This window comes from Bradyrhizobium sp. UFLA05-112, from assembly GCF_053572325.1.
The window spans coordinates 40,652-56,163 of record NZ_JBANBK010000059.1; the positions used below are offsets into that span (position 1 = coordinate 40,652).

A 15,512-nucleotide genomic window follows, 5' to 3' on the forward strand; every position below is an offset into this window, starting at 1 on the left:
TCTGGGCGGACCGATCAGTTCGAGATGCGATCTGACTGCTGTGGCATGTCGCGCAATTTTTCGAGGATCGAAACGGTTGTCGCTCCGTTCGCGCACATTCCAGTCGCGGTTTCTCCGAAGTCAACGAGGCTATGATACTTTGGCTTGGGAGCTTTCTGTAGCGGTACCATCCAGGCATCGAGGCCCCGCCGCTTCAACTCATCGAAATAGAGCTCCTGCGTAGAGAACGGAATATTGGTGTCGCGCGGGTCGGCAAGCAGGAATATCCGTGGCCCGGGGTGGTTTGGTATTTGACGTATCGAGTCGTAGGGATCAAAGAACACTTCTGTCTTCAGACGACGCACAAAGCCTCTTTTCTCCAGTCTTGCGCGATAGGCGGCCGCAGGAGAGGACAGGATCGCACATTGAATATCGTTGCGCCGGGCGAGGAATTCAGCGGCGAGCGTTCCGCCACCACTGTGTCCACCGAGCACCCATCGATCGATGTGGTAACGAGCCTTCAACGCATCAATCTGAGCTTCCATCAGTCTCGCTTCTAGAGGCGTGTGCCTGACGTCATAGTGTTTGCCGGCGCTGCCATAGGTGCCAGGTCGCGCGAGGAAAATATAAGGTATGGCGTATCGGTTGGATAAGGTCATGGACTGTTCAACCATCGATGCGACCCCCAATCCTTGCTGATGGGCGACACCTCGCGGGCCTCCCATCACATCCCCGGGCATCCAGGCAGCAACAAGCGAATTCTGCCCATTGAGTGCGAGGCCGGCGGCATAGTACCTGAGGCAGTAACTCCGATTCTCAACGCGAACCCAAACCGCGGTCTGGCGGTGCTCCATTTCTTCGCAGGCTGGCCGAGTAATCTGCATCCCGTTGATGACCGTGACCGCATCGAACATTCCGTCGTCCGGTAGAGACTGAGCCAAGATCGTACCCGGAGCCATCAGCAAGATTGCGATGACCAACGAGGAAATGAGAGTTACAGTTCTGGCTGTTCTCAATATTCACTCCAGTGGTCGACGAGTCGTTTGCGCACGGCGAATAACGAGTCCTGATCAGGTGGTCCAGCAAGATCGGGAGATGGCTGATGCGTCGCGGTAGGCGGTTAGCAAATCACGTCTGCTCTGCACTTCGAAAGAGGCGTAATCGCGGCCCGCAAAATCGGAGCGACGAGCTTGCACCGGAGGTTGTATCGGCGAAGATTTTGTTGAAGAGTGCCAGTTGGCGAATATTGGGGATCCCTTCAATGACTAAGCCTACGATCATCGGCGCGCTTTTCCTGCTGGTTGTTTCGACGGCAGCCAGCGCCGAATGCTCGCCTCAGACATTGCAGGGCCAGTACATATTTTCAGCGAGAGGCTTTATCGAGCCGCTTGCGCCTAATGTGCAGCGAGTCCATTCCGGACTGCTTGTGTTCGATGGTGTTGCCAAGCTTTCCGGTGCCGAGACCTCCAGCCGCGGGGGAAAGATTGCCAGAGAACAGAGGCTGAAGGGTACCTACACTTTGAACGGAGATTGCGCCGGAAGAATCACGATAGACTCGCTGGCTCTACCCAATCTGCAAACTCATTGGGACGTTTTTGTCACCGCCGACGGCAAGAAGGCAAGTATGATCCGCACCGATCCCGGATCGATGTCAGTCCGCAGCCTTGAAAGGTAGTTCTGGGCGCTGCCGCAGTTTGCCTTGCCGTTTGATCTGGTGGCGACTGACCATCATCGCATAATCTGAAATTGGCGAGCCCCGGCGCCGACGACCGTGCGACAGTGGACACCACTTGGGGCCGAGTTGGGTCACCGGCCGACCTGCCAGCTATGGGTTTCGCTTTCGCTCTACCCATCCTACGTGCCACGAGCTTATGTTTTAGCCAGCTCCGTCAGCTTCGCGCCGGTCAGGCGGAAGAATCGCTTCTTTTGCGGTTCGCAGGTTGATCACAAGCTCGAATTGCGTCGGCTGCTCTTCTTCAGCCGACGTCATTGTTCAATTCGGCATGCCGGTTACTCGATAACCTCGTCGGTCCGGAGGAGCATGGATGTCGGCATGGTCAGATTCAGAGCCTTTGCCGTCTTCAAATTCACGACCAGATCAAATCGGGTCGGGCGCTCCGCCGGTAGGTCGGCAGGCTTTGCTCCTTGCAAGATCTTTCCGGCCATCGACGCGGTCTGGCGATAAATGCCCTCCAAATTCGGCCCGTAGGACATCAGCCCGCCGGCACGGGCAAAATTTGCAAACGGCGAAACCGCCGGCAGCCGATATTTGAGAGACAGTTCGGCCATCTGTTTGGAATTGATAGACACAATCGGGGACGACAAAATCAGAAGTCCATCCGGGCGGCGTGCGCTGGCGGCCGCGAAAGCTCCCTCGAGATCGGCAAACGATTTGATTTCAATCGTCTCGGTCCTGACGCCAGCAGACTGGGCGGCATTGGCAACTGCCGTTGGTTGCACGATAGATGTAGCCGGGTCCCAGAGATCAACAACGGTTGCGCAGCCGGGAATAGCTTCCTTGAGGAGTTCAAGCCATTTGCTGCTGAACTCGGGGAAGTCGGCGAAAACGCCGGTGATATTACCGCCGGGATGGGCATAGCTGCCGAGCCAATCGGCTTCGACAGGATCGCCGTCCAAAGCGAATGTCACGATGGGAATCGTGCGGGTCAGGGCATGAGCCGCTCTCATGTTTGAGGGGCCAGTGGTAATCAGAACGTCGATCCCCTCAGAAATCAACTCCTTGAGCAGCGGCACGATGCTCGCTTCATCTGCGCCGCTGGCCCGCGTGACAAGAACGATCTGGTCCGGCTCATGAAAGCCCTCGCTGCCCAATCCCTCCAACAGCCAGACACGGCGCGACTTCAACAGATCCTCGGGACCAGGAAACAGAAAGCCAACTTTGCGAACGGGGCTTCGCGCCTCCGCAGCGACGAAGGCTGGAGATACCAGCGCACCGACGGTTCCAAAAACGAAGTCGCGCCGTCTCATGAGTCACCCCATCAAGAGCACTCGTCCGCCGAAGTTCGACTGCGTCACCGCAACTCGAGACGATGAGGCATTGATGCCAGCCGCTGACACATGAACTCAGGATGCCGCATATTCGTGTCAGTGTCAGCTGCCGCGAGGCGATCAAGCCGTGAGGTCGGGCAGGCCAGATCGCGACGGCCGTTCACTTGCAATGCTTACATGAAGCTTACAGATGTCGAAGAGGCGGATGGGGTTCGTTGCTGGCCGAGACCCGCCCCCTCAAGGCTGATCAGTCCTTGCCAGATGCTTTCGGAAGAAGGCCAGTATGGCGGCGTTGAACTCCGCATGAAAGGCGACCCGGTCGAACGCGGGTCTGTCGGTACATATGCTGGGCAGTCTCTTCGCCAGATCCGGCGTGCAGGGCGGAAGGAATGCAAAATGACCGGCGCCCGGCACCAGGTGGTAATCGGGTTTGATCGGCAGGTCGCGATCAATCGCTGAAACATAGTCCGGCGTGACTTCGCCGCCGGTTTTGTCTTCTCCACTCAGCTCCGACGCCCAAAGTTGGGTCGGGATTTTCACGTTCTTCAAGCCGTCCGGGTCGAACAATGGACCGAAAGCCGGATCGGCAATGACAAGGGCCTTGAGGCGCTGGTCATGCACGAATGCTTGTGTCGGGATCTCATTTCGTCGCAGGTCTGTGCAGCTGGGTTTCGCAGAACCGTCCGGGCAGAACGCGACAGCCCTTCGGAGATCGGGATTGCCGCCCGCGACAATCAGGCCTGTGTAGCCGCCCCTCGAAAAACCAAAGAAACCTATATTTTGGGGATCGAGTTTCGAATGATCAGACCATGTCGCGAGCATGTAATCGATCAATCTCTTGATGTCGGCCGGACGTTCAGCGTACGCGGCGAGCGTGTCCGCACGGCTCATATCGCCGCCCCCTGCGTCGACCGGATGATTGAGCGCGACAACGACGAACCCGCCATCCGCGAGGACCTCGGCCGTGTCATGGTGACCGACGAACGATCCTCCGTAGCCATGCGAGATCACGATCAATGGCAATTTTTCACCGGACACGACGCAGTTCTCTGTCGCGAGCAGAACAGTCGTGCGAATTTTCATCTCGCCTGGCTGTTCCGGGCAAGGAGACCACACGGCAGCTCGGAGCATTGGCAAGCCGGTCTCGGCCGGCACCGTGATCAGACGAAAGCCGGCCGCGTGGACGAGCGTCGCCACCAAGCAGAAGGCGGATGCGAGCGTGAACCTGAAGACGTGCATGCATGCTCCCATCACGAAATCTCGGTCTTGCCAAAGCCTACTTCGTGGAACCGATCACTGCGCCACCCGCGTATCCAGCACCGGGTCTTTGCCACTGTATCAGTGAGACGATAATTTGGCCTCGCTGACCTTCATGGCAGGGGCAGGCTGGTCTGCAAACACACATTCGCGCCAGACGGCTGTTGTGCATTGCGCCGGCCAGCCGCCGCCGAGCGCCATGAACAGCGCCGCGGTGTCCGAGAGCCGCGTCGCCTCGGCCTGCACGCGGGTGATCGCGGCGTTGAAATAGGCCTGCTGCGCGTTCAGCACCGTGACCTGGGTGATCTGGCCGAGCACGAGCTGCTTCTGCACGATATCGAGGCTCGCTTTCGCCGCGGTCTCGGCCTTGATCGCGGCCTGCACGGCGCGCGCGTCCGCTTGCAGGGAACGCAGCGCGTCGGCGACGTTCTGCATCGCCGTGATGACGGCCTGGCGGTAGAGCGCCTCGGCCTGGTCGAGCGCGGCCTCGGCGGCCTTCTGCTTGTGATAGAGGGTGAGGCCATCAAACAGCGGCTGCGTCGCGCTCGCGGCCACCGTATAGAACAGCGTGCCCTGCGTGAACAATTCGGCCGGCTTGAAGGCGCTGGTGCTTGGATTGCCCGTCAGCATGAGGTTCGGCAACCGCGCGGCGATCGCGACGCCGATTTGAGCGCTCGCTGAATGCATGTTCGCTTCGGCTGCGCGCACGTCGGGGCGCTGGGCGACCAGCGTGCTCGGCAGGCTTACCGGCAGGTTGGCGGGCAAAGCGAGGTGCTGGAGGTCGAATTTTTGCAGCACCTCGTCGGCGGAGAACTGTCCCGCGAGTGCGGTGAGGAGATCGCGTTGCACCGCGAGCTGCTTTTGCAGCGGCGGCAGAGTCTGCTCGGCCTGGGCGAGGGCGGTCTCTTGCGTGAGCACGTCGACCTGCGCGGCCTGACCCGCCTCGAACTGGGTCTTGAGAATGCCGAGGATGTCGCGTTCGATCTTGACGATGCGCTCGGTCGCGGCGATCTGGCCGCGCAGCGAGGCCTCTTGAATGGCCGCCGTGACGACATTGGCGGTCAGCGCCAGATAGGCTGCCTCGAGCTGGAACTGGGCCTGCTCGGTCTGGGCATCCAAGCTTTCGACGGCGCGGAAGTTCTGGCCCCAAATGTCGGGCACGAAGCTGATATTGAGCTGCACCGTGTGCAGCGTATAGCGCGACTGCGGCGCGTCCATCGGACTGGACTGCGTCGCGTTGGAGAATTGCTGGTCGGACGGCGTGGTGTTGACGCCGACCTGCGGGAAGAACAGGCCGCGTTGTGCGAGCGCGTTGAAATTGGCAACCTTAATCGCAGCTTCGGCCGATTGCAGCGAGGGATTGTGCTCGACCGAAAGGCGGATCAACTGGTTCAGCGGTTTCGAGCGAAACGCCGCCCACCAGCGCGTCGGGATGTCGGCGCCCTCGACGAATTGCTGCCGTGGCACGCGCGGACCATCGGTATCGGCGCGGGGCGAGGCGAGCGGCTCCGGGGTATAGCGGGAGACGTCGGGCGCCGGCGGCGGCTCGAAGTTGGGGCCGACGGCGCAGCTTGCGAGGGACAGGCTTGCTGCGCTGGCGAGCAGTGCGTTGCGTATTGTGCTCTTGATCATCACGCGGCGCATCGCAACCGTCCTAACGAACCGCTTCGGGAGGCGCGGTCGTCGCGCGGTTCTCGTGCGGAACGGCTCGTTCCCGCGACAGGAAGATCTTGCGTAGCGCCGGCGCGACCACGAGCAGAAGGAGCGGGCCGATGAACATGCCGCCGACCACGACGGTCGCAAGCGGCCGCTGCACCTGGCTGCCGATGCCGTGCGACAGCGCCGCCGGAAACAGTCCGACGCCGGCCGAGAGCGCGGTCATCAACATCGGCCGCATGCGCTGCTCCGCGCCGGAGAACACGGCCTCCGCGATGCTCATGCCGGAGGCGCGCAGCTCGCGGAAATAAGTGATGTTCAGGATGCCGTCCATCACGGCGACGCCGAACAGCGAGATGAACCCGATCGCGGCCGAGATGCTGAAATCGAGATTGGCGAGGTACAACGCAATCAGCCCGCCGCCGACGGCGAAAGGAATGCCGGCGAGCGCGAGCAGGCTGTCGCGTACCGAATTGAAGAGGCTATAGAGCAAGACGAAGATCAGGAGCAGGGTCACCGGCACAACGACCATGAGGCGCGCCTTCGCCGCCTCGAGGTTGTCGAACTCGCCGGACCAGATGATGCGATAGCCGGGCGGAAGCTGGACATCTTCCGCGACGCGCTGCTGCGCCTCGGCGACCGTGCCGCCGAGATCACGGCCGCGCACGCTGAATTTGATCGGGATGTAGCGCTGGCTGCGCTCGCGATAGATGAACAGCGCGCCGGTATCGAGGGTGATGTCGGCAAGCTCGCTCAGGGGGATGTAGGCATTGATGCCCGACGGCGTCGAATAGGCGACCTTGAGGTCGCGCACCGCGTCGATGCTCTCCCGGAATTTGTGATCGAGCCGGACCGCCACCGCGAAGGAACGATCGCCTTCCAGCACGTTCGTCGCGATGGTGCCGCCGAGCGCGGCCTGCACCACGGCAGTGATGTCGCCGGTGTTGAGTCCGTAGCGCGCGGCTTTCTCTCTGACGACCCTGATGTTGAGGTTGGGCTGGCCGACGAGGTGGAAGACGCCGAGATCGGCGACGCCGCGGACGTCCCGCATGACGTCCATGACCTTGGTGGCGGTCTGCTCCAGCACGTCCAGATTCGGGCCGATGATCTTGACCGAGTTGGCGCCCTTCACGCCGGACAGCGCTTCCTCGACGTTGTCCTGGATGTATTGGGAGAAGTTGAAGGTGACGCCGGGAAGCTCCTCGTCGAACTCCTTCTGGAGCTCCTCGGTAAGCTTCTCCTTGGTCAGGCCCTTCGGCCATTCGTCGAACGGCTTGATCGGTGCGAACAGCTCGACGTTGGAGAAGGGCGAGGCGTCGCTGCCGTTGTCAGGGCGGCCGTGCTGGGAGACGACCGTGATGATCTCGGGGTGCCGGAGCAGGATGTCGCGCATCTTGCGCGTCGCCTCGGTGCCGGCTTCGAGCGAGATCGTCGGCGGCATCGCGGCGCGGATCCAGAAATTGCCCTCTTCGAGCGCCGGCAGGAATTCGCTGCCGAGCCGGCTTGCCGCGAGCGTCGAGATGGCGAGGAAGATGACGCCCACCGTCACCGCCAGCTTCACCTGCGACAGCGCCCAGCGCAACACCGGCGTGTAGACCTTGCGCAAGCACCGCACGATGACCGTCTCGGTTTCCTCGATATGCTCGGGCAGCAGCAGCGCGGCGAGCACCGGTGTCACCGTGAAGGTGGCGAGCAGGGCGCCCGCGAGCGCGTAACCATAGGTACGAGCCATCGGACCGAAGATCTGGCCCTCGACGCCCTGCATGGTGAACAGCGGCACGAAGGCGGTCACGGTGATCGCGGCGGTGAAGAACACCGCCTTGTCGACCTGGAGCGCGCTGACGAAAATCATCCGTAGCCGCTCGGTCCAGCGGGCGCTGGAAGGCTGGCCATGGGTGGGCGCGGTCGGATCAGTGCCCCAAAAGCCTTCCGCGAGATTTCGCAGCACGCGCGCGCGGCTCTCAGGGCTCGATTGGAAATTGCGAAAAATATTCTCCATCATGATGACAGCGGAATCGACGATGATGCCGAAATCGACCGCGCCGAGCGACAGCAAATTGGCGTCCTCGCCTTGCAGCACCAGAATGATGATGGCGAAGAACAGCGCGAACGGAATGTTGGCCGAGACGATCAGCGCGCTGCGCAGATCGCCCAGAAACACCCATTGGATCACGAACACCAGGAGGCAGCCGAATACGAGGTTGTGCAGCACCGTGTGAGTCGTGACGCCGACGAGCGAGCTGCGGTCGTAATAGGACACGACCTTCACGCCTGCCGGCAAGGTGCCGTCGCTGTTGATCTTGGCGACCTCTTCCTCGACCTTCGGAAGGATGTCGTTGGTGTGCTGGGTGCGGCCCATGACGACGATGGCGGCGGCGACGTCATCGTCCTTGTCCTTGCCGGCGATGCCGAGCCGCGGCACGTATCCGACCGAGACTTTTGCGACGTCCTTGATCTGGAGCGGCAGACCACCCGACTGGCTGAGAACGATATTCTCGATGTCGCCGACCTTGTAGCCCTTGGTGATGTCGTCGGCGCCACCGGAGTCGATCAGGCCGATGCCGCGGATGTTGATCGACTGCTGGCCGATCGCGATCTCGCGCCCGCCAACATTGACGTTGGCATTGCCGAGCGCGGTGACGAGCTGCGGCACGGTGATGTTGTAGGCCTCGAGCTTGGCGAGGTCGGCGTCGACGTTGAACTGCTTGGTCGTGCCGCCCCAGGAATTGATCTGCACCACGCCCGGAATGGTCATCAGGCGACGGGTGACGACATAGTCCTGCAGCGTGCGCAGATTGGTCAGCCCGAAGTTCGGCGGGCCGACGAGCTGGTAACGATAGATCTCGCCGACCAGGCTCGACTGCTGGATCGTCGGCACCAGATTGCCGGGCAGGGTGATGTTCTGCTGGATGCTGTTGGCGGCCTGCGTCAGCGCGAAGTAATAGTCAACGCCGTAGCGGAAGGTGACACGAACGAAGGACAAGCCGTAGAACGAGGTCGAACGGATGCTGACGACGCCTGGCGTAGGGTACAGCCCGACCTCCATCGGGATGGTGTAGTACTTCTCCATCTCCTCGGCCGACAGCCCCGGCGCCTGCGCGGTGATCTCCAGGATCACGGGCGCCGGATTGGGATAGGCCTCGATGTTGAGCTTGCCGAAGGCCGCAAGCCCGGCGGCGCAGAACACGACGAGGCCGAGCACGACGATCGCGCTGCGGGTCAGGCCGAAATTGATGATGCTCTTGACCAAGATCTTGGACTTGGCGCCGCAGGGCGCGGTTGGCGGACAGGGGTTTCAGCCCGTGGTGGCGGTGGCGAGCTTGTTGGAGAGGAAGATGGCGCCGGTCGAGGCGACGAGCTCGCCCGGCTTCAGGCCGTCGAGGACCTGCCACCACCCATCCTGGGCAATGCCGACCTTCACGTTACGCCGCTCGAAGCGGTGCCGGTCGGTGGTGACCCAGACCGTCATGGTGCCGTCACCTTCGCGAACCACGGCGTCCAAGGGCACGCCAACCGAGAGTTTCGGGCCGTCGATCTCGATGGTGAAGCTCGCCAACATGCCGGCGCGCAGCTTGTGGGTGGGATCGTCGATCACCGAGCGGACGAGCTGCCTGTGCGTGTTCGGATCGATGTTGAGCCCCAGCGTGGTGACGTGGCCCCGAAACACCTCGTCCGGATAAGCGGGGACGCTGACGGTGACCGCCTGGCCGATCTGGTAGGCCGGCGCGTCGATCTCGATGACGTTGGCGACCATCCACATCGTCGAGAGGTCGGCCAAGGTGAAGGGCGCCGGCGCGTTGCCGGGTTGAACGTAAAGTCCCGGTGCCGCATTGCGGGCGACGACCTGGCCCGAGATCGGGCTCGGCACGATCAGGATGGAATCGACCTTGCGGTCGGCGACGATGCGATCGATCTCCTCATCGGTCTTGCCGAAGATGCGCACGGCATCGCGCGCGGCCTTGTAGTTGCCTTCCGCGGTCTGCTGATCGGAGGTCGCCTGGTCGACGTCCTTCTGTGCGCCGCCGCCGGTCTTCAGAAGCTGCTTGACGCGCGTCAGTGTGCGGGTCTGGAGCTCCAGCACGCCGGCGGCCGCGAGCAGGGTGGACTCGGCCTGAAGCAGGTCGGGGCTGTCGATGGTGAACAGCGTCCGTCCCTTGGCGACGGTCTCGCCGACGTTGAAAAATGTGTCGACGATCTTGCCTGCGTTGGGCGTGAACACCTGCACCAGCATGTTCTGGTTGAAGTCAATCGATCCGACAGCGTTCTTCATGACGCGGAAGGCGCGCGGCTCGGCGGGCAGAACTTTGAAGCCCTCAACTTGCTTGCCAGTGACGTTCACGGCTTGTTGAGCGATATCGACGTCGCTGTCGGTGGCCGGCTGGTCTGCCTTGGCCGGGCGCACCTCGTTGGTTCGCGTCAACAACCAGGCGCCGACAGCGAGCACGGCCGCCGCAGCAATGCTCGCTGCAAAGCCCGCATGCTTGATGCGAAATGCCATAGCCCATGCTCACCTTGGTTGTTTCGGACGCGTTTGCTCACAACCGGACCATCGCCGTGCAGCGGAGGCGCGGCGACGCAAACGTCGTGGCAAAAGGCGGAACTCTGGTATCAGGCTTGCCTGACGCCCACCTTACGCGCCGCAGCATGCCGGAAGCGCCAGCTTTTTTGCTGGCCGAAGCCAACGAATGATGGGAGACATCGGTCATGGAGCGCAGGCTATTCGGGCCTGTTGCAATTGCGGATTGGACGAATGCGTCTTCTGATCGTCGAGGACAATGTCGAGCTGTCGCGACTGGTCGCGAACGGCCTGATCGCGGCGGGCTATCAGAGCGACATCGTCAGCAGCGCGGCCGAGGCGCGCGAGGCGGTACGCAATGTCAGCTATGCCGCGATGATCCTCGATCTCGGTCTGCCCGATGGCGATGGTCTTGCGGTGCTGCGAGAGCTGCGCCGCCACATGGACCCGCTGCCGGTGCTGGTGCTGACCGCGCGCGGCGGCTTGCAGGATCGTGTCAGCGGCCTGCGCAGCGGCGCCGACGATTATCTCGCAAAGCCGTTCGCGCTGGAGGAGCTGGTGGCGCGGCTGGAGGCGATCCTGCGCCGCCCCGGCCAGTTGCTCGGCCGTTCGCTGCGGCTAGCCAATCTCGTCTACGACACCGAGAGCCGGCAGATATTCGTCGACGACCAGCCGCGGATCATCTCCTCGCGCGAGACATCGGTGCTGGAGATCCTGCTGCGGCGGCAGGGGCGGGTGGTGCCGAAGAAGAACGTCGAGGACCACATTTTCGGGCTCGAGGGCGAGGTCGCCTCCAACGCCGTGGAAGTCTACGTCTCGCGGCTGCGCAAGCAGCTCGCCGAGCACGGCGCCAAGGTCGTGATCCATACCATCCGGGGTGTCGGCTACCTGATGGCCGAGGAGAAGTAGCGTGCTGCGCCTGAGGTCGCCGACATTCAAATCGCTGATCTGGCGCGTCGTCTTCCTGCACATCGTCGCGGTCGCCGTGGTGGCGATCTTCCTGCCGCTGGTCTTGTTCTGGCTGTTGAACTCGGAGATCGGCGAGCTGCATCGCGCGGCCATGCGCGCGCAGGCCGAGGTGCTGGCCGAACGTATTGCCGTGCAGCCGGACGGCAGGATCACGTTCAACCTGCCTGACAGCCTCCGCGGCCTCTATTCGGAGGCCTATGGCCGCTATCAATACGACATCAGCGATGCCGACGGCAGGGTGCTGTTCTCCTCGCACAAGAAGACCGGAGCGGCAGCCTCGGAGACCATTTCCGGCGCGGGCGTCACGCGCACCGTCGACGACAAGACCGTGCGCATCCAGGTCGCCGAGGATCTCGCCCATCGCGACGTCATCATCGACGACATCGTCGCCAACTTCTTCCGGCGCGTCGGCTGGATCACGATTCCGATCCTCCTGGTTCTGCTTGCCACCGACATCATCATCTTCCGCCGCGCCATCTCGCCGCTGCTGAAGGCCTCGGAGGAGGCGACCAATATCAGTCCGGCGCGCACCGATATCCGTCTGCCGACGGAGCAGATCCCACGCGAGATCATGCCGCTGGTTACCGCCGTCAACCAGGCGCTCGACCGGCTCGAGGATGGCTTTCGCGTGCAGCGGCAGTTCACCGCGGACGCCGCGCATCAGCTGCGCACCCCGCTCGCGATCCTGCGCACGCGGATCGAGACATTGGGCGATGGCGCGGCCAAGGAGTCGCTGCACGCCGACATCGAGGGCATGAGCCGGATCGTTGCGCAGCTGCTGGAGATCGCCGAGCTCGATACGCTGGTGCTCGATCCCGGCGAGACCGCAGACCTGCGTGCCGTCTGCGCCGAGGTGATCGGCTCGATCGCGCCGCTCGCGCTCGCCCAGCACAAGGATATCGCGCTAAGGGGCACCGATGCGCCGGTCCTGATCCACGGCAATTCCGAGATGCTGCAGCGGGCGATCTTCAATCTCGCGGAAAACGCCATCAAGTTCACCGCGAAGGAGACCGCCGTTGACGTCGAGGTCAGCGGCGATGGCGTGGTGCGGGTGCGCGACTGCGGTCCGGGCATCGCGGAAGCCGAGCGCGAGCTGATCTTTCAGCGCTTCTGGCGCGCCGACCGCCAGCGCAGCGACGGTGCGGGCCTCGGGCTGTCGATCGTGCGCGGCGTCGCGGAGGATCACGCGGCCAGCATCGCCGTCGAAAATCTCCCCGGCGGCGGCGCGCAGTTCACGCTGTGCTTCAAGCTGGCGGAAAAGATGTCTGCTGCAGCCTCTCCCCTTGCGGGAGCGGGTGGATCGCATCGTCAGATGCGAGCCGGATGAGGGGTTCTCTCCGCGAGATCAACTCCTGTATGGAGCGCGGAGAGAACCCGTCATCCGGCGCTTTCGCGCGCCACCTTCTTCCGCAAGGGAAGAAGGAAAAAGCGCGCGCGGCCTACTTCTGCGGCGGGCCGAGGTCGAGCGGGGGCAAGTCGATCTGTGGCACCTCGATCTTCACCTTGTCGAGATCGACAGTGACCGGCTTGTCGAGCAGGCCCGTCACCACGGACGGGAAGACGATCACGAGCAGCACCATGATCATCTGCAATCCGATCCAGGGCACCGCGCCCCAATAGATGTCCGAGCTCTTCACCGAGCGCGGCGCGACGCCACGCAGGTAGAACAGCGCGAAGCCGAACGGCGGATGCAGGAACGAGGTCTGCATGTTCACGCAGAGCATGACGCCGAACCAGATCAGCGCGGCGTCGGGGCCGACCACCGGCGCCAGCATCTTCTGCGCGATCGGCGCGATCATCGGCAGGATGATGAATGCGATCTCGAAGAAGTCGAGGAAGAACGCGACGAAGAAGATGAAGAGGTTGATGAAGATCAGGAAGCCCCAGACGCCGCCGGGCAGGGACGTGAGCAGGTGCTCGAGCCAGACGCCGCCGTTGCAGCCCAGGAACACGATCGAGAAGCACGTCGAGCCGATCAGGATGAAGGTGACCATGCAGGTGATGCGCATGGTCGTCTCGTAGCCCTGCTTGATCAGATCGCGCAGGTCCGGAATGCGGGCCGCCTCGATGCAGATCCAGGCAACCGCGAGGTAGGTGATCGCATAGGCGATCTTGAAGACGATGTTCTCGCTGAACAGCATCGCGACGATCGTGCCGATGCCGGCGGTGATGACGCCGATGATCAGGATCTTGCGTCCCGTGGAGGAAAAGTCCTTGTGGTGGATGGCGGCGAGGACGATGGCGCCGACCGCGCCCATCGCGCCGGCTTCGGTCGGGGTCGCAAGTCCCAGCATCATGGTGCCGAGCACGACGAAGATCAGGACCGCGGACGGAATGATGCCGAGCAGGCACTTCTTCCACAGCGCCCAACCGGCCAGCGTGCGCGCCTCTTTCGGCACTGCAGGCACGTGGTGGGGCTTGATGATGCCGAGCACGAAAGTGTAGCCGGCAAACAGCACGATCTGGAAGATCGAAGGACCCCAGGCGCCGAGATACATGTCGCCGACGGACTTGCCGAGCTGGTCGGCGAGCACGATCAGCACCAGGGAGGGCGGCACGAGCTGCGTGATGGTGCCGGAGGCCGCCAGCACGCCCGTGATGTAGCGGATGTTGTAGCCGTAGCGAATCATCACCGGCATCGAGATCAGCGCCATGGCGATGACCTGCGCCGCCACCGTGCCGGTGATGGCGCCCAGGATGAAGCCGACGATGATCACGGAGTAGCCGAGGCCGCCGCGGATCGGGCCGAAGAGCTGGCCCATGGAATCCAGCATGTCCTCGGCTAGCCCGCACCGCTCCAGCACCGCGCCCATGAAGGTGAAGAACGGGATCGCGAGCAACAGCTCGTTGGCGAGCACGCTGCCGAACACGCGGCCCGGAATCGCCTGAAGGAAGTTCAGGTCGAAGAAGCCGAGATGGATCGCGAGGAAGCCGAAGGAGAGGCCGAGCGCCGCCAGCGTGAACGCGACGGGGTAGCCGATCAGCATCGCCACCACCAGGCCGCCGAACATCATCGGCGGCATCATCTCCAGCGTAATGGTCATTGGGTCGGTCTCTCGTACTTGGCGTCGATCGTCACATAGCCCTGGAGAGCCGCGATACGCTTGATGACTTCGGATACACCCTGCAGCGCCAGCATCACGAAACCTGCGGGGATCACGAACTTGATCGGCCAGCGGATCAGGCCGCCGGCATTGCCGGACATCTCGCCGACGTCATAGGCCTGCATGAAGAACGGCCAGGAGAGTTTTGCGAGCAGGAGGCAGGAGGGGATCAGGAAGAAGAGCGTGCCGATCAGATCGAGCCAGAGCTGGCCGCGCTCGGACAGCATCAGATAGAAGATCTCGACGCGGACGTGCTCGTTGCGCTTGAAGGTATAGGACGCGCCGAACATCACGAGCACGGCGAACATGTACCATTGCAATTCCAGCCAGCCGTTCGACGAGTAGCTGAAGGCGTAGCGGATCATGGCATTGGCAGCGCTGACGAGGCACGCCAGCAGCACCAGCAGGTTACAGATGTTGCCGATCTTTTCATTGAGGAGGTCGATGGCGTTGCTCACCGCCAACAATGGACGCATCTTACTTTTCTCCGCCGCGGCCTTTATTATTCATTGGGGGGTGCATGTGCATGCATTGCTCGGCCGGCGCGCGAAATACACGCGACCTTGACGGCTCGTCATCCGGAGCGATTGCAGCGACAGTCCTCCCTCGTGCCTCGCCATCTTGATCGCGCTCGCCTTCTAGGCAGCGCGCCGGCTTATGCTGCCGGACAGCCAAGGCGCAGGCACCATTTCAGCGGGCTCGCGCGCCGTCAATCGGAAAATGGGCAAATTGACGCTTGCTCAGGGGGTTAGGTTATCGGCGGCCCCCGTAATTCTCCTAGCCGCCAGTAACGCTCATGTGCCGGCTGACGCTCGGGCGGTTGTGCCGGCGGTCGATGATGAAATCGTGCCCTTTGGGTTTGAGGCCAATCGCACGGTCGATCGCGGCCGCAAGCAGCGCATCCTCAGTGGACTCTCGCAGAGGCTTGCGCAAGTCGGAGGCATCCTCGTGACCGAGGCAGGTGTGCAGGGTACCAGTGCAGGTGATGCGCACCCGGTTGCAGGATTCGCAGAAGTTGTGGG

The 15,512-nt window shown here is 62.6% G+C and carries 12 protein-coding genes and 1 pseudogene; 4 read left to right on the forward strand and 9 right to left on the reverse strand.

The annotated features are described in order from the left end of the window. Positions 1 to 14: 14 nt before the first annotated feature. A complete protein-coding gene (locus SO180_RS28950) occupies positions 15 to 893 on the reverse strand; it encodes an alpha/beta hydrolase family protein (RefSeq protein WP_449382239.1) in 879 nt (292 codons plus the stop codon). 347 nt (positions 894 to 1,240) lie between these two features. Between SO180_RS28950 and SO180_RS28955 the strand changes: the two genes are divergently transcribed. Beyond that, positions 1,241 to 1,654 (forward strand): hypothetical protein, encoded by a 414-nt coding sequence (locus tag SO180_RS28955; RefSeq protein WP_449382240.1) that lies wholly within the window; start codon positions 1,241 to 1,243, stop codon positions 1,652 to 1,654. 335 nt (positions 1,655 to 1,989) lie between these two features. Here SO180_RS28955 and SO180_RS28960 read toward each other — a convergent pair whose 3' ends face one another. From SO180_RS28960 to SO180_RS28980, 5 genes are all read right to left on the reverse strand, one after another. Next, positions 1,990 to 2,967, reverse strand: a complete 978-nt coding sequence (locus SO180_RS28960; protein WP_449382241.1) for an ABC transporter substrate-binding protein — start codon at positions 2,965 to 2,967, stop codon at positions 1,990 to 1,992. 258 nt (positions 2,968 to 3,225) lie between these two features. After that, positions 3,226 to 4,227 carry an alpha/beta hydrolase family protein gene (locus SO180_RS28965; protein ID WP_449382242.1) on the reverse strand — a complete coding sequence of 334 codons (1,002 nt, stop codon included), beginning with the start codon at positions 4,225 to 4,227 and terminating at the stop codon, positions 3,226 to 3,228. A 99-nt stretch (positions 4,228 to 4,326) separates the two neighbouring features. Continuing rightward, on the reverse strand, positions 4,327 to 5,889 hold the full coding sequence (locus SO180_RS28970) for an efflux transporter outer membrane subunit (RefSeq protein ID WP_449382243.1): 1,563 nt from the start codon (positions 5,887 to 5,889) through the stop codon (positions 4,327 to 4,329). 10 nt (positions 5,890 to 5,899) lie between these two features. Then, positions 5,900 to 9,151, reverse strand: coding sequence for an efflux RND transporter permease subunit (locus SO180_RS28975; protein ID WP_449382244.1), 3,252 nt, complete (start codon positions 9,149 to 9,151; stop codon positions 5,900 to 5,902). A gap of 45 nt (positions 9,152 to 9,196) precedes the next feature. After that, entirely contained in the window at positions 9,197 to 10,399 is a 1,203-nt protein-coding gene (locus tag SO180_RS28980; RefSeq protein ID WP_449382245.1) for an efflux RND transporter periplasmic adaptor subunit, read from the reverse strand. A gap of 5 nt (positions 10,400 to 10,404) precedes the next feature. On the opposite strand from SO180_RS28980, the gene SO180_RS28985 reads away from it, so the two are divergent. From SO180_RS28985 to SO180_RS28995, 3 genes are all read left to right on the forward strand, one after another. Next, positions 10,405 to 10,590, forward strand: a complete 186-nt coding sequence (locus tag SO180_RS28985; protein ID WP_449382246.1) for a hypothetical protein — start codon at positions 10,405 to 10,407, stop codon at positions 10,588 to 10,590. 61 nt (positions 10,591 to 10,651) lie between these two features. Beyond that, entirely contained in the window at positions 10,652 to 11,326 is a 675-nt protein-coding gene (locus SO180_RS28990) for a response regulator transcription factor (RefSeq protein ID WP_449382247.1), read from the forward strand. A 1-nt stretch (position 11,327) separates the two neighbouring features. Beyond that, positions 11,328 to 12,713, forward strand: a complete 1,386-nt coding sequence (locus SO180_RS28995) for a sensor histidine kinase (protein ID WP_449382248.1) — start codon at positions 11,328 to 11,330, stop codon at positions 12,711 to 12,713. A gap of 112 nt (positions 12,714 to 12,825) precedes the next feature. Here SO180_RS28995 and SO180_RS29000 read toward each other — a convergent pair whose 3' ends face one another. From SO180_RS29000 to SO180_RS29010, 3 genes and pseudogenes are all read right to left on the reverse strand, one after another. Continuing rightward, positions 12,826 to 14,430, reverse strand: coding sequence for a TRAP transporter large permease (locus SO180_RS29000; RefSeq protein ID WP_449382249.1), 1,605 nt, complete (start codon positions 14,428 to 14,430; stop codon positions 12,826 to 12,828). Beyond that, complete coding sequence (locus SO180_RS29005) at positions 14,427 to 14,966, reverse strand: TRAP transporter small permease subunit (protein ID WP_027523609.1); 540 nt, start codon at positions 14,964 to 14,966, stop codon at positions 14,427 to 14,429. The genes SO180_RS29000 and SO180_RS29005 overlap by 4 nt, the downstream gene beginning before the upstream one ends. Positions 14,967 to 15,267: 301 nt before the next feature. Beyond that, positions 15,268 to 15,512, reverse strand: a pseudogene (locus SO180_RS29010) (GTP 3',8-cyclase MoaA); the annotation flags it as partial.